16 protein-coding genes are annotated in these 17,055 nt (G+C 37.3%); 11 read left to right on the forward strand and 5 right to left on the reverse strand.

Translation table 11 applies throughout. The features are described from left to right. The first annotated feature begins 32 nt into the window (after positions 1-32). The 3 genes from EXE09_RS02625 (at position 33) to EXE09_RS02635 (ending at position 3,041) form a co-directional block, all read left to right on the forward strand. Positions 33-998 carry a 2-hydroxyacid dehydrogenase gene (locus tag EXE09_RS02625; protein ID WP_130116250.1) on the forward strand — a complete coding sequence of 322 codons (966 nt, stop codon included), beginning with the start codon at positions 33-35 and terminating at the stop codon, positions 996-998. Between the two features lie 138 nt (positions 999-1,136). Then, positions 1,137-2,579, forward strand: coding sequence for a M48 family metalloprotease (locus EXE09_RS02630; RefSeq protein WP_130116251.1), 1,443 nt, complete (start codon positions 1,137-1,139; stop codon positions 2,577-2,579). A 99-nt stretch (positions 2,580-2,678) separates the two neighbouring features. Continuing rightward, positions 2,679-3,041 carry a hypothetical protein gene (locus EXE09_RS02635; protein ID WP_068976168.1) on the forward strand — a complete coding sequence of 121 codons (363 nt, stop codon included), beginning with the start codon at positions 2,679-2,681 and terminating at the stop codon, positions 3,039-3,041. Between the two features lie 295 nt (positions 3,042-3,336). Here the strand turns inward: EXE09_RS02635 and EXE09_RS02640 are convergent, their stop codons facing one another. Together EXE09_RS02640 and rpsU are read right to left on the reverse strand one after the other, a co-directional pair. Beyond that, the gene (locus tag EXE09_RS02640) at positions 3,337-3,783 is read right to left on the reverse strand and encodes a GatB/YqeY domain-containing protein (protein ID WP_130116252.1); all 447 of its coding nucleotides are present in this window, start codon (positions 3,781-3,783) and stop codon (positions 3,337-3,339) included. 39 nt (positions 3,784-3,822) lie between these two features. Then, a complete protein-coding gene (gene rpsU / locus EXE09_RS02645; protein WP_001136722.1) occupies positions 3,823-4,038 on the reverse strand; it encodes a 30S ribosomal protein S21 in 216 nt (71 codons plus the stop codon). 145 nt (positions 4,039-4,183) lie between these two features. Here rpsU and tsaD point away from each other — a divergent pair, with 145 nt between their 5' ends. From tsaD to EXE09_RS02660, 3 genes are all read left to right on the forward strand, one after another. After that, positions 4,184-5,194 carry a tRNA (adenosine(37)-N6)-threonylcarbamoyltransferase complex transferase subunit TsaD gene (gene tsaD, locus EXE09_RS02650; RefSeq protein ID WP_130116284.1) on the forward strand — a complete coding sequence of 337 codons (1,011 nt, stop codon included), beginning with the start codon at positions 4,184-4,186 and terminating at the stop codon, positions 5,192-5,194. A 128-nt stretch (positions 5,195-5,322) separates the two neighbouring features. Further along, positions 5,323-6,633 carry a DUF6138 family protein gene (locus tag EXE09_RS02655; RefSeq protein ID WP_130116253.1) on the forward strand — a complete coding sequence of 437 codons (1,311 nt, stop codon included), beginning with the start codon at positions 5,323-5,325 and terminating at the stop codon, positions 6,631-6,633. A gap of 73 nt (positions 6,634-6,706) precedes the next feature. After that, positions 6,707-8,008, forward strand: coding sequence for an esterase-like activity of phytase family protein (locus EXE09_RS02660; RefSeq protein WP_228257139.1), 1,302 nt, complete (start codon positions 6,707-6,709; stop codon positions 8,006-8,008). Between the two features lie 96 nt (positions 8,009-8,104). On the opposite strand, the gene EXE09_RS02665 is transcribed toward EXE09_RS02660, so the two are convergent. Together EXE09_RS02665 and EXE09_RS02670 are read right to left on the reverse strand one after the other, a co-directional pair. Next, the gene (locus tag EXE09_RS02665) at positions 8,105-9,163 is read right to left on the reverse strand and encodes a type II asparaginase (protein ID WP_068976164.1); all 1,059 of its coding nucleotides are present in this window, start codon (positions 9,161-9,163) and stop codon (positions 8,105-8,107) included. A gap of 233 nt (positions 9,164-9,396) precedes the next feature. After that, positions 9,397-10,827: a pyridoxal phosphate-dependent aminotransferase gene (locus EXE09_RS02670; RefSeq protein WP_111858695.1), complete on the reverse strand. Its 1,431-nt coding sequence runs from the start codon at positions 10,825-10,827 to the stop codon at positions 9,397-9,399. A gap of 228 nt (positions 10,828-11,055) precedes the next feature. On the opposite strand from EXE09_RS02670, the gene msrB reads away from it, so the two are divergent. Beyond that, positions 11,056-11,475 carry a peptide-methionine (R)-S-oxide reductase MsrB gene (gene msrB, locus EXE09_RS02675; protein WP_068976162.1) on the forward strand — a complete coding sequence of 140 codons (420 nt, stop codon included), beginning with the start codon at positions 11,056-11,058 and terminating at the stop codon, positions 11,473-11,475. Next, positions 11,472-11,954: a glutathione peroxidase gene (locus EXE09_RS02680; protein ID WP_068976161.1), complete on the forward strand. Its 483-nt coding sequence runs from the start codon at positions 11,472-11,474 to the stop codon at positions 11,952-11,954. The genes msrB and EXE09_RS02680 overlap by 4 nt, the downstream gene beginning before the upstream one ends. A gap of 185 nt (positions 11,955-12,139) precedes the next feature. Here EXE09_RS02680 and metK read toward each other — a convergent pair whose 3' ends face one another. Continuing rightward, a complete protein-coding gene (metK, locus tag EXE09_RS02685; RefSeq protein ID WP_068976160.1) occupies positions 12,140-13,306 on the reverse strand; it encodes a methionine adenosyltransferase in 1,167 nt (388 codons plus the stop codon). A 415-nt stretch (positions 13,307-13,721) separates the two neighbouring features. Here metK and tkt point away from each other — a divergent pair, with 415 nt between their 5' ends. The 3 genes from tkt (at position 13,722) to EXE09_RS02700 (ending at position 16,797) form a co-directional block, all read left to right on the forward strand. After that, on the forward strand, positions 13,722-15,710 hold the full coding sequence (gene tkt, locus EXE09_RS02690) for a transketolase (RefSeq protein WP_130116255.1): 1,989 nt from the start codon (positions 13,722-13,724) through the stop codon (positions 15,708-15,710). Positions 15,711-15,946: 236 nt separating this feature from the next. Beyond that, entirely contained in the window at positions 15,947-16,411 is a 465-nt protein-coding gene (locus tag EXE09_RS02695; protein ID WP_130116256.1) for a hypothetical protein, read from the forward strand. Positions 16,412-16,581: 170 nt separating this feature from the next. Next, complete coding sequence (locus EXE09_RS02700; RefSeq protein ID WP_068976156.1) at positions 16,582-16,797, forward strand: hypothetical protein; 216 nt, start codon at positions 16,582-16,584, stop codon at positions 16,795-16,797. Positions 16,798-17,055 lie beyond the last annotated feature (258 nt).

A 17,055-nucleotide genomic window follows, 5' to 3' on the forward strand; every position in this document is an offset into this window, starting at 1 on the left:
TAGACATAGTCATTAACGAGATGTTCAGGGATATGAGTAAAAAAGTCATTGTTTTTAGTCAGATTGATTCAGACGTTCAGGCACGCTTAGAACAGCAATATCAAGTTGTGGTAATTAACCCGAAACAGGGTGATGTGAATGAACAAATTCGAAAGGAAGTGGTCGATGCTGATGCCATGGTTGGAGCAGGTCGACTATTAAATGAATCGAACTTGGCAACCGCTCAAAAGCTAAAAATTATTTCATCTGTGAGCGTGGGTTATGACAATTATGATGTTCAATATTTAAATCAAAAGAAAATATGGTTGGCGAATACACCACATGTACTCACAGAAACCACAGCAGATTTAGCATTTACATTGCTTGTCAGTGCAGCACGTAAAGTACCTTCGCTTGATCAATGGACAAAGCAAGGCGAGTGGAAGCGTACAGTGGGTACAGCACAATTCGGTCAAGATATATTTGGCAAAACTTTAGGTATTATTGGTCTTGGTCATATAGGTGCTGCAACTGCACGACGTGGTTTTCATGGTTTTAATATGAATATCCTTTACCATAATCGCCGTGAAAAAATAGAAGTTGCCCAACAATTCAATGCGCAATATCGAAGCTTGGAGGATTTATTACAGCAATCAGATTTCGTTGTTGTTGCTGTGGATTTAAATTCAGAATCTAAGGCGTTGATTGGTAAGCATGAATTATCACTGATGCAAAAGCATGCAGTTTTTGTCAATATTGCACGTGGTTCGGTGGTAGATGAGCAGGCTTTGATCGATGCTTTAAGTAATCAACAGATTTTTGCAGCAGGTTTAGATGTATATCAAAAAGAACCTTTGCAAGACTCGCCATTATTCAAATTGGATAATGTCGTGACTTTACCTCATATTGGTTCAGCAACAGCAGAAACACGTAAGAAAATGGCTGAATTGGCGTATCAAAATTTAATCGATGCTTTGGAAGATCGCGCACCGCGTTATTTGGTTAATCCACAATTTTAAAAATGTGGGAGAGGAGGTAATTTACAATATTGTAAAAACCTCCTCGATATTATTGGTTAAAACAAAACTACACTTCATTGCAAATCTATCCTAAATTCGATGTTATATTCAAATAGTTAGAGTAAAAGAGCAATTCCTTTGAATAAAACCTTATTAAGTCTTTGTCTATGTTTGACTACAAGTTTGAGCTCTGCAAATGATTTTTATCAAAATAAGGTAGGAGCTCAATTTGATGTGCCTGAAATTGGTGGTGGCGTAGGTTTTATTGATCAACAAAAAGAAAAAGTGATTGGTGAAAAAGTCTATCGTCAAGTTCAGCAACAAATGCCTGTGATACAAGATCCATGGTTGGAAGATCAGTTTATGCAGGTTTTCTCGCGTATTTTAAGCCAAACTCAACTTGGACAGCCTGTTGGATTGGTGGTGATTAAAGATCCACAGATCAATGCTTTTGCAGTCCCTGGAGGATTATTTGCCTTAAATACTGGGATGGTCACAGCTTCAGGGAGTATGGATGAAGTAGCGAGTGTAATGGGGCATGAGATTGCGCATGTAACACAACGTCATTACAGTCGCTCTCAGGAAGCATTTAAAGGGCAGGGTTTACTTGCACTTGCAGGTATTCTGGTAGGTGCGGCGATTGCATCACAAGCCGATGGTGATATTGGTGGTGCTGTGATGATGGGAACGCAAGCTGCTATCATGGATAAGCAACTGAGTTATAGTCGTGACCAAGAGCGTGAAGCAGATCGCATCGGCATGCAGTTTATGTACGGGGCAGGTTTTAATCCTGAAAGCATGGCTGATTTTTTTGAAACCATGAATCGAGCAACCAGTCGCTTAAGCTATTTACCAGACTTCTGGTTTACTCATCCACTGACAACTGAGCGTATGAGTGAAGCAAGACTCAGAGCAAACCAATTTCCGCGGATCCCTTATCGTAATCTGCAATATGATTTTGATATTATTAAATGGTACACAGCTGTGGTGTCGAATCAGGCAACAGAGCGCCAGCTACAAGCGATTGCAAGAAATAAAAATATAGCAGGATTGATTGCTTTGAGTGAGTTTTATCTCATGCAGGGTGATTATGAAAATGCACAAACTCAAATTGATTTGGCTAAAAAAATCAACACGGATCATGCATTAATCACACTCATTCAAACCGATATTGATTTGGGTAAAAATAAAATTGATGATGCATATCAAACGATTATCAGTAAACAGCGAATTACACCAGAAAATAGAGCTTTAAGTTATAAATTAGCAGAAGTTTATATACGACAACAGAAGTCTAAAGAAGCTGAACAGTTGGTGAATCGTTTTGTGAATAAAAATAGTAAAGACATTATGGGGTGGCAGTTACTCCAACAAGCTGCAAATTTAGATAAAAATAATCCGATGCGTACTGTGAATGTTTTGCGTAATCGTGCAGAGGTACAATATTGGTCAGGGGATGAAGAGAATGCCATTAAATCATTGCTTCATGCGCAACGTTTGGCGAAAGAAAACAATGCCATGAGCGCTCGAATTGACGTACGCTTAAAAGTCATGCAAGACGAACGTAAGTTGAAAATCTAAAATACGATCATCTAAACCATTAAAGAAAATTTACTTTCTATTCTGTTATAAACAGGTTAATCTAAGTTTTTTAAAATTCAATAAAACTGTTTGATTCGTATGAAGAAAATAATATTTACTTTGATTCTTGCTATGTCGGCTCAGCTTGCTATTGCTACAGGTGTACCAGATCAATATGTGCGTGCCGTTGAAAAAATATCGAATCAATACAGTGCGGATATGAAGTTTTTTCTACGAAGTTTAGATCCGAAAATCACGCAATTTTCACCCCAGCAACAGCAACAGTTTTGTGGCATTGTTAAGAAATATGTCGATGATATGTATCAGGTGTCTGATCAAAATCGTCAATATTTACCGCTTTCAGTGCAATCCATGACCAAGCAAAATGTAATTGATAAAGTGATGTTATCACCTGAAATGCAATTGCTAAAAAAATATAATATTCAATGTGATTTGCTTTAAGTTAATAGAAGTAAGATATTGATAATTTGAAAATATTTAAAATTGATTAGATTTATTAGCAATAATATTGGCGTTATTTACTTTGGAATATCAGTCAAATAGAAATAAAAATTTATAATAAATGATTGAGAAAAAATATTGAATAGAGGATTTGATGAATCTGGACTATTTAACGTATCTACCTGAACCTTAATTACTTCATTGCAAAATAATTTTATTCAAATCGTTAAATAGACCAAATCAAACAGAATATATTTAAATATAAATATTTAAATCAAGATTTGCGATGTGGGAATTAGCCAAGTTTTGCTTTAATTTTTGCAGAAACTTGTGCAGGATCGGCACGTCCGGCTATGATCGGACGTAGAGAATTCATCACCTTACCCATATCTTTCATGCTAGTAGCACCTTGCGCTTCAATAGTCTGCGCAATGAGAGAATCAAGCTCGTCCTCTGACATAGCTTCAGGTAGAAACTGAGATAAAACCTCAATTTCGGCTTGTTCTTTACTAGCTAAATCTTCGCGATTAGCACCTAAAAAGGCTTTAACCGACTCTTTGCGTTGTTTGATTTGCTTTTCAATGACCGCAAGAACCTGAGTATCATCAAGCTCAATGCGCTCATCGACTTCAATTTGCTTGATTGCTGCCTGTAGACTACGTATTACCGTTAACTTATCCATTTCTTTCGCACGCATAGCAGCTTTCAAAATATCAGTTATTTGGTTTTTTAAAGTAGTCATTTATCTTGTCCAGGTTAGTCAATCAATCACAAATTAATCTTAGTAAAGGCGAGTAGTACGTACTGATTCACGCGCCAATTTCTTTTGGTAGCGTTTAACAGCAGCAGCTTTTTTACGTTTACGTTCTTGAGTAGGTTTTTCGTAGAATTCGCGTTTACGAACGTCAGCTAAAACACCCGCTTTTTCGCATGAACGTTTGAAACGACGGATAGCTACGTCTACTGGTTCGCCTTCTTTCAATTTAACTTGTGGCATGAAGAATCCTCATTAAGTTATGGATAAGATCAGGGTCGAATTACCCTTGATCACAAGTGAAGGTCAGTATTTTACTCATTTACATCTCATATCACAAGTCTATAATAGCTCTGGCAATATTTTGAAACGGGTAAAAGGCAATTTAATGATCGTTCTTGGCTTAGAAACTTCATGTGATGAAACAGGATTGGCGCTCTATGACAGTGAAGTCGGCTTAAGAGGACAGGTGCTATATAGTCAAATTAAATTGCATGCAGAATATGGTGGTGTTGTACCTGAGTTGGCATCTCGTGACCATGTGCGAAAGCTTATTCCTTTAATTAATCAACTACTTGAACAAAGTAGTGTGAAGAAATCTGAGATTGATGCTGTTGCGTATACGCGTGGGCCAGGTCTTATGGGCGCGTTGATGACAGGTGCTTTGTTCGGTCGAACTTTGGCTTTTGCATTAAATAAACCTGCAATTGGTGTACATCATATGGAAGGTCATATGCTTGCACCACTTTTATCTGCAACACCGCCTAAATTTCCGTTTATCGCTTTATTGGTTTCTGGCGGACATACACAGTTGATGGCTGCACACAGCATCGGTGAATACGAAATCCTCGGTGAGTCGATTGACGATGCTGCTGGTGAAGCTTTTGATAAAGTTGCAAAAATGTTGAAATTACCTTATCCAGGTGGTCCAAATATTTCTCGCTTGGCAGAACAAGGCGATAAAGACGCATTTGAATTTCCACGCCCAATGTTGCATCAAGGCTTACAATTTTCATTTAGTGGCTTAAAAACAGCCGTTTCAGTTCAATTGAAAAAATTAGATGGTGAAAATCGTGACGCTGATATCGCAGCATCTTTCCAAGAAGCCTTAGTAGATACTTTAGTTAAAAAATCTGTAAAAGCATTGAAACAAACAGGTTTGAAAACTTTGGTGATTGCAGGTGGTGTGAGTGCCAATAAGCGTTTGCGTGAACGTTTAGAGGCTGATTTAGCGAAGATTAAAGCGACTGTTTATTATGCAGAACCTGCTTTATGTACCGATAATGGTGCAATGATTGCTTTTGCAGGTTATCAACGTTTAAAAGCAGGGCAACAGGATGGTTTGTCTGTAACGACAACACCACGCTGGCCGATGACGGAATTGACCAAACCTGAGTAAATATTAGTAATGAAAGAGGCGAAAGCCTCTTTTTTAGACGGTTTTATTCGTAATAATAAATATTTCAAGACAATAAAAAAGATCAAATCGTGTTAGATTAATTTGTTTTTTGAATTAGTAGAAAACATATGGCAGAAAAAGAATATCTTATTGAAATAAGTGGTAATGAGCCTTTGTTAGAGCGTTATATTTCAGCAATTGAAAATAATAATTGCAAAGCCGATGCAACTTCATACTGTGCGTATAGTATTGATGCATCTCCATCTTTTTTAAACAGTTCAGTTGTTGAGTATTTTTTTCAGATTAAAAGTTTTAATCTTGAAATCTACCAAGATTTTTTTGAGAAATTGAGGAAGATTGATGCGAGTGGGTTTGGTGGTTTTAGCTACGATTTGAAAAATTGGATCCGAGAGAATGTCATAAAAAAATACTATGAGATTACTAATGAAAATGAAGGTTTTTTCGAGTTGTATCCTACAAAGCCTTTCAGAAATAAAATTCAATTTGATAATCAAGATTTAGATAAACTGAAATTCATTTGCTATGTTGCAACGTGTTATATGAAATTTGGTGCAAGTTATGAGTCTGTCACTGCAAATGAATATTTTGAAATTGTAAATGAGTTGGATGCCGAAGTTTTTCAACAGTTTAAACAAAATGGTTCACAACAATTTGATAAGCAACTTACTTTTTTTCAAGATAAAGATTTGCTTTGCCAAGCCAACGATGCTTTTGCAACTATTGCGATTTCAGCGAAAAATGATCATGAAGAAACCTATTGTAAGGCATTAAATTTTATTAATAATTTATTAAAGATGGATTTTCCTCGTAGTTTTTCTATCGAGTTTGTTAGCCCACATCAGCAAGCCTTAAATATTGAAAATTTACAATTATGTGGGCAAAACTATTTGTTTTCAGGTGCGGTAAAATATCCACAATTACATCCGCAAATAATTGAATATATTAATCTTTCATTAAAAGAGCATGAATGGTATAGCAATTTAGAGGCGGAAGATTGCGCGATACCGAGTACATTTGCAGTATTTGCTTTGGCAATAAAAGATCGTAAATATTTAAATGTGTTAGAACAGTATTTAAATGTTGTAGATGATGGGCATCAATCGATTCAACAACATTTTACGGTCGCATTTGTCAAAAAATATGGAATTGATCAGCAAACTTTCCCATTATTTTTAAAATTAATCCGTTCTATGCAAGAACATCCATCTAACCCTGATTATATTCAGCACTTCCAAAAAGCTCAGAACTTACAATTCCTATTGGATGCCAAACCACATTTTGATGATTGGGAGTGGTCTTACGTATTGTATTCAATTTTTGGAAAAGACAGTGATTCTGATCTGCTCGCAGTAAAATTTTGCCCTGAATTATGGCAAGTTTATTTAAAAATTCGTGAGAAGAGAGCTGAGGATTTATAAGTCTAAGGAAGATGAAGCACATGAATAGCGGTAATATTAAATCTAAAAAATACTATAGATGAGGGTGTGTATAATGATTCAAGATAATGAAATTTATAAAAAATTTAGCAAAGGCGTGCAATTACCTTACGATATTTTAGATATACACAATATTCCAGATGGGGCAAAACAAGGGAATTTTATAGAAATTCGTTGTGGTGGTTTTGGTTCAGAAATATCGGCACATCCAACTGAAAGAAATCAATTTTATGCTTTGACAGATCGTGGGCCTAATACAACCTATGATGTAAATGGTGATAAAGGAAAAATATTTTTAGATCCAAGTTATACGCCTAAAATTGGACTATTCCAGCTACATGAAAATGGCACGATTGAAAAAATAAAAGAAATCCTGCTTAAAGATCCAACAGGGCGAAATATTACAGGATTACCCAATCAGCATTTTGGCGCGACTAAAGAAATTGCATACGATCAGCATGGTCAAGTCTTAGAACTTGGCACAGATGAATATGGTTTGGACTCAGAAGGATTGGTGGCTTTAAGAGACGGAACTTTTTGGGTGAGTGATGAATATGGTCCACATATTGTGCATTTTGATGCAAATGGCATCGAAATAGATCGCATCAATGCTTATGAACAAGATACACGACGAAAATCAGACTATTTATTACCCTTAGAATTTGCCAATCGTCGTCAAAATAGAGGTATGGAAGGTTTAACGATCACACCAGATCAGAAAACTTTAGTAGGGATCATGCAATCCACAATGAGTAATCCTGATTCATCATTTTCGAAATCAGACCTTGTGCGTATTGTGATGATTAACCTTGAAAATAAACAAGTTTCGCAATATTTATACAAACAAGAGGGAATTGCTTATTCAAATACGGCAATCACAGCATTAAGTTCAAACGAGTTTTTAGTTGCAGAACGTGATGACGATTTTTATAAAGATAATCCGCAAGCGTTTAAGCGTGTTTATAAAATAGATATTCGCAATGCAATCGATTTAGAAAGTATTCAAAATAATGAAACTTTTCAGCAAGATGAAAATCTGGGTTTATTGATTGATGGGCAAACGATAGAGCAGTATGTTTTAAGTTCGGGTTGGGAAGGTTTAGCGCAACACGGTATTCATCCAGTTACAAAAACTTTAGTCGTGGATTTGGTGGAGCGTTTGCAGTATCCACATGATAAAGTTGAAGGTTTATGGGTGATTGATGCGCAACATTTGGCGGTTTTGAATGATGATGATTATGGCTTTTCTGAAACCGATGGTGTTTTAGAACAAAAATATTTAGATCAAGAAAAGAACATTATCGATAGCAATACACTTTATATTATTGATCAATTGGATTTGTCAGTTGATTCATAGTTGATGTAAATAAAAGAGTTGATAAAAGCAAAAACCGTCAAATTCATTGACGGTTTTTTTATCTAAATTCCAAGACTTTATATTTAAATTATAAAATTAATATTCCCAAAACATACGTTGAATCTCTTTAGCATCTTTGGTTTTGGTCAGGGCTAAAGCTGCTAAAAGCTTGGCTTTTTGCGGATTTAAATCATGAGCAACCACCCAGCCATATTTATCATCGGGTTGTTCTGCATTGCGTAAGACAAAACCTTGTGGGACACGTGCAGAGCGAATGATTTGCACGCCTTGTTGTTGTAACTGATTTAAAGTCGGAACGATATAGTTCGGTACAGAACCATTGCCAGTGCCTGCATTGATAATCGCTTTTGCTCCTGCTTTAGCATACGCCAAATAGGCATCAGGCAGCATATTACCTGAACCATAGACGATCTGAACTAAAGGTAGGGCATCACCTTGAATATTTTCAATATTAAATTCTGAGCTGTTATTAAAACGTTTTGCGACATTTCTAAACCAATATGGCTTTCCTTCAACGAGCGTTCCTAAAGCACCCCATTGGCTTGCAAAAGCATTGGTATGAATGTTAATAGTTTTGGTCACATCTCGTGCTGCAAAAATACTATCATTCATCAGCACAAAAACGCCTTTGCCTTTTGCACTATCGGCTGCTGCAAGTGCAACAGCACTATATAGATTTAAAGGTCCATCGGCAGAAAGTGCTGAAGGTGGACGCATCGAACCCACGACGACAATCGGTTTGTCTGTATGAACAGTTAAACTTAGAAAGAATGCTGTTTCTTCTAAAGTGTCTGTTCCGTGGGTAATCACCACACCATTAACATCAGGTTTTTTAACCAGTTCATTGACTTTACGCGCTATGGTAAGCAATTCTTTATCAGTAATGCTTTCAGATGCAACTTGCAGAGCTTGTACACCTGTAACATTGGCAAGGTTTTGGATTTGAGGCACAGCATTTAACAAATCGTCGACAGGGACTTTTGCTGCGGTATAAGTTGCGCTATTGGTTGAGCTGGCGCCTGCACCTGCAATGGTGCCACCAGTCGCAACAACGACGACATTATTTTTGGCATAACTGGAGAATGGCAGAAGCATACCAATCGAAAGCGCAAGGGCGGTAACCGTTTTTTTCATAAAAGTTCCTTTTCTATCCATTGATCTATTATTTAAGTTTTAAGCATTTTCTATGCCGATTTTTAACTTAATATAAAAAATGGTCTTTTGCCCATATCTATTTAAAAATGTTATTTTTTGAATAATCATTCAAATTTATAATTGAAAAGTGTTGTTAGAGTAAATCGAAAATACAATATAGAAAACGTAAAAAAGGCACTCAGTAGAGTGCCTGTTATTTAATTGTTGGAGAATTAACGCATTTTAGCTAAGAAGCGACTTAAACGAGTTAATGCTTCACGTAGTTCATTTTCAGCAGGTAAGAACACCACACGGAAATGATCTGGGGTTGGCCAGTTGAATCCAGTTCCCTGAACTAAAAGCACTTTTTCTGCTTTTAAGAAATCTAACATGAATTTTTCATCATCTTGAATTGGATAGATTTCAGGATCAAGGCGAGGGAAGCAGTACATTGCACCCTCAGGTTTTACACAGCTCACACCTGGAATGTCATTCAACATTTCCCATGCAATATTACGCTGTTCATACAAACGTCCACCTGGACGAATCAAATCATTGATCGACTGATAACCACCAAGTGCTGTTTGGATCGCATACTGTGCTTGATGGTTGGCACACAAGCGCATAGAAGCGAGCATGTCTAAACCTTCAATATAGTCGGCAGCACGAGATTTATCACCTGTGATCGCCATCCAACCTGAACGATAGCCAGCAATACGATACGCTTTAGATAAGCCATTAAATGAAATACATAATTGATTACCTGCAAGCGCAGCAACAGATACATGTTCAATACCGTCATAGACGATTTTGTCGTAAATTTCATCTGCAAATAAAATCAAATCGTATTTTTTAGCTAGTGCAACAATTTGCTCTAAAACATGACGTGGATAAACTGAACCTGTTGGGTTATTTGGATTAATAATCACGATCCCGCGCGTATTCGGGGTGATTTTGCTTTCCATATCTGCAATATCAGGGTACCAGTAATTTTGGTCATCACATTTATAGTGAATCGCAGTACCGCCTGAAAGATTCACTGCAGCAGTCCACAGTGGATAGTCAGGCATTGGAATCAGCATTTCATCGCCATCATCCAATAGACCTTGCATCGCCATTACGATCAGTTCTGATACACCATTCCCGACATACACATCATTGACATGCATATTGAGAATGCCTTTCTGTTGATAATACTGGCAGATTGCTTTACGTGCAGGGAAAATACCTTTTGAGTCGGTATAGCCAATTGCATTCGGCAGATTTAAAGCCACATCATTGATAATTTCTTGCGGTGCTTCAAAACCAAATGGGGCAGGGTTGCCAATATTGAGCTTGATAATTTTATGGCCCGCTTCTTCCATCTCATTGGCCGCTCGTAACACAGGTCCACGGATGTCGTAGCATACATGCTCGAGCTTAGACGATTTTTTTATTTCGCGTGGGGTTTGGATACTGTTCGGCATTTTGAGGTTCTCGGAAAGAGTGGAGTTCACTTTTGCATAACGATATAAATAACTTTTAAATGTTTCAGTTGTTACGAGATCAAGATTATGTTCGTCTCTAAGTAAGGCAACAATTTTTTCATGGGTAAATCCATCCTGTTGATATTGTCGAATCACAGGAAGCAGATTTTTAAAAATAACGCTCTTTTTTTGCGACATTTTCTAATCCTGAGCAAGAACAGCGCTTAGATTAACACTAAAATTGCTCACAAAAAAGGATAAATTAAATTAATTTGCTCACTTTAATTTTTGTATTGCTTTCTTTTTGCTATTAGTTCTGATGTAAGTCTTTTGTAAATTGTGAACTTAGGACTAGAAATTTTAAGATGAATAACGTAAATATACGATTAACCTATTTTAAGTAGCATGATAGTAAAGGAAATAATCATGGGAAAACTCAATAAAACAGACAGAGAATGGCAAAGAGAGTTATCACCAGAGGAATTTAAAATTACTCGTCAAAAAGGGACTGAGCCTGCATTTACTGGAAAATATTGGAATACCAAGCAGAATGGGACTTATGTATGTCGGTGCTGTGGAGAGCCACTATTCACTTCAGAGTCAAAATTTGACAGTGGTTGTGGTTGGCCAAGTTTCTTTAAAGCCATCAACAATTCTGCTATAGAAGAACATGATGATCATTCACATGGTATGGAACGTGTTGAGATCGTATGTCATCACTGTGACGCGCATTTGGGGCATGTCTTTGAAGATGGACCTCAACCAACGGGTTTACGCTATTGCGTGAATTCAGCTTCATTAGAATTAAAAACACAAGAAAAAGGCGACGAGGAAACTTATCCATGACAAATGTTTATCAGTTTGACGCTGAACTGTTAGAGGGCGAGAATAAATCTTTTTCAGATTATGAAGGGAAAGTTTTATTGATCGTAAATACTGCGAGTAAATGTGGATTTACTCCACAATTTGCAGGCTTAGAAAAACTTTATGAAAAATATAAAGATCAGGGTTTTGAAGTCTTGGGTTTTCCATGTAATCAGTTTGGTGGACAAGACCCTGGTTCAAACGAGCAAATCGGTGAATATTGCCAACGTAACTATGGGGTGAGTTTCCCGATGTTCGCCAAGGTTGATGTAAAAGGCCCAAGTGCACATGTGATCTTCCGTTATTTAACCAATAACAGTAAGGGAATTTTGGGCAATGGTATAAAATGGAATTTCACTAAATTTTTAATCAATAAAAAAGGTGAAGTACTCAACCGTTATGCGCCAACGACTAAACCTGAAGATTTAGAAAAAGACATTGAAAGTGCTTTGGCTGGTTAATGAAAGCGATGCTATTTGAAATAATTTACCTTTTTAAATTGAACTTGTGATCATCCTGATGCACTTAAAAAGTTGAACTATTTTATAGATTGTAATGAATTTTCAATTAAAAAAAGCCCAATAAATAGATTGGGCTTTTTTGTCATCACTTCAAATTAGGATAAGAATGATGGGTTTTGTATAAATTATAGACCTGCAGAAGCTTTTAATGCTTCAACTTTGTCTGTTTTTTCCCAAGTAAAGGCTGTATCAGAACCTTCACGACCGAAGTGACCATAAGCAGCTGTTTGCTTATACATTGGTTGGATTAAGTTCAACATACGAGTAATACCGTATGGGCGTAAGTCAAAATGTTCACGAACCAATTGAACGATTAACTCATCAGATACTTTACCTGTATTGAAAGTATTGATTGAAATAGACGTTGGTTCAGCAACACCAATGGCATAAGACACTTGGATTTCACATTTATCTGCAAGACCAGCTGCAACAATATTTTTTGCAACATAACGACCTGCATAAGCCGCAGAACGGTCAACTTTTGATGGATCTTTACCAGAGAAAGCACCACCGCCGTGACGCGCCATACCACCGTATGTATCTACGATGATCTTACGACCTGTTAAACCACAGTCACCTACAGGACCACCGATCACAAATAAACCTGTTGGGTTAATGTGGAATTTGGTTTCTGCATGGAACATTTCAGCTGGAATGATTTTCTTCACGATTTCTTCAATCACAGCTTCTTTTAAATTCGCTTGTGAAATTTCAGGATCGTGCTGAGTTGAAAGTACAACAGCATCTAGACGAACTGGTTTGCCATTTTCATAAGCGAAAGTGACTTGGCTTTTCGCATCTGGACGTAACCACGGAAGTGTGCCATTACGACGCAATTCAGCTTGCTTTTCCATCAAACGATGTGCATATGAAATAGGAGCAGGCATTAAAACATCAGTTTCACGGCTTGCATAACCAAACATTAAACCTTGGTCACCCGCACCTTGATCTTCAGGTTTTTGGCGGTCTACACCTTGTGCAATCTCTGGTGATTGTTTACCAATCATGTTGATCACAGCACACGTAGAACCATCAAAGCCTAAGTCTGTGTGATGATAGCCAATACCATTCACTGTATGACGTACGATTGCTTCAAAATCTACGTTTGCAGTTGTTGTGATTTCACCCGCAAGTACGACAGCACCAGTTTTTACTAATGTTTCGCATGCAACCCTTGCATATGGGTCTTCTTTTAAGATTGCATCCAAGATAGCGTCACTGATTTGGTCAGCCATTTTGTCAGGATGACCTTCGCTCACAGATTCCGAAGTAAAAACAGCATACTCGCGCATGAAAGTCCTATCGCAGTAATTTATAAAGACGCGTTATGTTACATCGACTTCAGTCTAAGCACTAGCACATCTTAGCCAAAATGCATGAAATTATTTCAATTAGATGGTTTTAAAACGAATAAACATATCAATTTTTCTTATTAAGAGCTCTTTAATTCTTTAAATAGTGCCGATATCGCTTTGTATCAAGCAAAGGCGGAGGGTCGAAATCAAATTCGTTTCTCAAAAGATATTTTAGGTTGACTAAGAAATTAGATTTTTTGCTAAATTTTGCCTATTTTTTGTTCTCTTGTGTGTAAGCACGTTAAATATAGATTATTAGTCTTTACGCTTACATATTTTTTTAAGACAATAGATCGTTATTGAATTTGTATTCATCTTCTACATTTATTAACCCATTATTGGACTGAGATTTATGACAACCCCGCTGAATGAACGTCGTATTGCCAATGCAATTCGTGTACTCGCAATGGATGCTGTGCAAAAAGCAAATTCTGGACATCCAGGCGCACCAATGGGGATGGCAGATATCGCTGATGTGGTATGGCGTGAGTTTTTAAACCACAACCCAACAAATCCACAATGGGCGAACCGTGACCGTTTTGTACTTTCAAATGGTCATGGCTCAATGCTTCAATATGCATTATTACATTTGACTGGTTATGATCTTTCAATAGAAGATTTAAAATCTTTCCGTCAATTACATTCTAAAACGCCAGGTCACCCAGAATTGGGCTATGCACCTGGGATCGAAACAACCACAGGTCCATTGGGTCAGGGTATTGCCAATGCAGTTGGTTTTGCACTTGCTGAAAAAACTTTAGCTGCTCAATTCAACAAAGAAGACATTAAAGTTGTAGATCATTTCACTTACTGTTTCTTGGGTGATGGTTGCTTAATGGAAGGTGTTTCTCATGAAGCATGTTCATTGGCAGGGACTTTGGGTCTAGGTAAACTTGTTGCTTATTATGATGACAATGGCATTTCAATTGATGGTGAAGTAGAAGGTTGGTTCTCTGACGATACAGAACAGCGTTTCTTAGCGTATGGCTGGCAAGTACTTAAAGTTGATGGTCACGATGCTGATGCAATTCGTGCTGCAACTGTTGAAGCAAAAGCTGAAACTACTAAACCAACATTGATCATGTGTAAAACTGTGATCGGTTTAGGTTCACCAAATAAACAAGGTAAAGAAGATTGCCACGGTGCGCCACTGGGTAATGATGAAATTGCATTAACCCGTGAAGCTTTAGGCTGGAAAGAAGAAGCGTTTGTAATTCCTGAAGATGTTTATACATCTTGGGATGCCAAAGCTAAGGGTACTGCTTCTGAAGCAGCTTGGAATGAAACTTTTGCTGCTTATGCTGCAAAATACCCAACTGAAGCGGCTGAGCTTAAACGCCGTTTAGAAGGTGATTTACCTGCTGATTTCGCTGCAAAAGCAGATGCTTATATTGCGGAAGTGAATGCAAAAGGCGAAACCATCGCAACACGTAAAGCAAGCCAAAATGCAATCCAAGCATTTGCACCATTATTGCCTGAAATTTTAGGTGGTTCTGCTGACTTAGCGGGTTCAAACCTGACACTTTGGAAAGGCGCAAAAGGTGTTGAGTCTGATGCTGCGGGTAATTATGTACATTATGGTGTACGTGAATTCGGTATGACTGCGATTGCCAATGGTGTCGCTTTACACGGTGGCTTCATTCCTTATGTTGCTACATTCCTCATGTTTATGGAATATGCACGTAACGCAGTTCGTATGTCTGCATTGATGAAACAACGTGTGATTCATGTGTATACCCATGACTCAATTGGTCTGGGTGAAGATGGTCCTACACACCAACCTGTAGAGCAAATCGCATCTTTACGTGGTACTCCAAATTTAAATACTTGGCGTCCATGTGACACTGTAGAAGCATCTATTTCTTGGAAATCTGCTTTAGAACGTAAAGAAGGTCCTACAGCGTTAATTTTCTCTCGTCAAAACTTGGCTTTCCAAACACGTACAGAAGCTCAAATTGCTGATGTTGCGAAAGGTGGTTATGTATTGGCTGAAGAAAAAGGCGAGTTGAAAGCAATCATTATCGCAACAGGTTCAGAAGTGGGCTTGGCAATGGAAGCGTATGCGCAACTTGAAGGTGTACGTGTTGTGTCTATGCCATGTGCTGAAGAGTTTGTAAAACAAGATGCTGCTTATCGTGAAGCTGTTCTTCCATCTGCAATTCGTGCGCGTGTTGCGGTTGAAGCTGCACATGTAGATTACTGGTGGAAATTTGTAGGTCTTGACGGTCGTGTGATCGGTATGACGACTTATGGCGAATCTGCACCTGCTAAAGATTTGTATCAACACTTCGGTATTACCACTGAAGCCGTTGTTGCAGCAGTAAAAGAATTAACAGCTTAATTTAAATCATTAAATTTTCTGTTTAAAAAACGCTCCAAAATTGGAGCGTTTTTTTTGCAAAAAAGTTTAAAAGTATCGTTATTTGACTTTGGCTTGAAAAGAAATACAAAAGGTTACCATGCTTTGCTTCAGCGCAGTTTATATTTTATGGGCACAAAAATAAAAAGGACAATCTTATGGTTCGTATAAAGTCATTTATGATTGGCACTTTGATTGGATTGAATGCATGAACCCAAGTGCAAGCTTTTGAAAAAACAATCAAAGTTCAGTGGGATGATAAAGGAAAATTTGAGCAAACCATTTTATCAAAGGTCGCTATAGGGCATTGGACTTATGTAGAGCTTGAATATCCTGAAAAATATCAGAAAGCCAGCGATAAAATGTTGATCAATATGAATGATAAAAGGGCGATTTTAAATTTGAGCCTGAATTGCATAGAATCTGATGAGAAAAGTAAATTTGTCATAGAGGATCATCGTGGACTTGATCGTTTAAATGCAGAGCAGAATGATCTTGATATTGTTTTGGATGGTCAGAGTTATGGAAATCCATTTTTGCAAAGTGCTGTAGAATTGGAAAAATTTAAACAAGCCATATTGAGTGCAAAAAAAATCCAATTCAACGCAGATGCTTATGGTGCCCCATATCATTTTGTAAATCGGAATGCTGATTTATTGTTGACTCCAGTGACTTGCTCATGAATTAAAATAGGTGATTTTAAATTTATAAAATTGTTTTAATTTAAAAGCTTATATGATGATGCTGAAATAGAGAGGAAAGAGCTGGCAGTTTTTATTAAAAGGTATATAGTGTCCTGCGTCATTTCGTTTTCATGAGATATGATGGATTAAATTCCATAAGTGAGGAAAATATGAGCCTTTATGAGCAAATTAGTGACGAAATCACTTTAATGGATGCAGGTGAGCAAAAGTGGATCGGACAAGATTTACCACTTGAATCAATGGTTGCTGTAGAGTTGTTACTTCAGGATTTTCAAGAAGACAAGTTGATTAAAATTCGTCGTAAGAACCATGAAAAGCAAACTGGTTTAAAGCAAATTGACCGTATTTTGGTTGAGAAGCTATAAGATTGAAAAGCCCCGAAAGGGGCTTTAGTTTTATGTGTAATAAAAAATTTAAAATTAGAATAACGAAACCCTCATTGCACCCAAACTAAGTGCAATGAATTGAATATTTAATGTGAGTTTGATACGTTATTTTAATAATTTATATAAAGTTCATTGTGACGGAGTCTCATTGTTTTTGTTCATATATCGGGGATTAACCTTCGGTTGGAGTTACTTTTGTTTCGGCAAAAGTAACCAAAACCATTGTCCTTCGCAGAA

Origin of the sequence: Acinetobacter sp. WCHAc060025 (assembly GCF_004209355.1) — a bacterium.
GTDB classification, from domain to species: Bacteria; Pseudomonadota; Gammaproteobacteria; order Pseudomonadales; family Moraxellaceae; genus Acinetobacter; species Acinetobacter wuhouensis.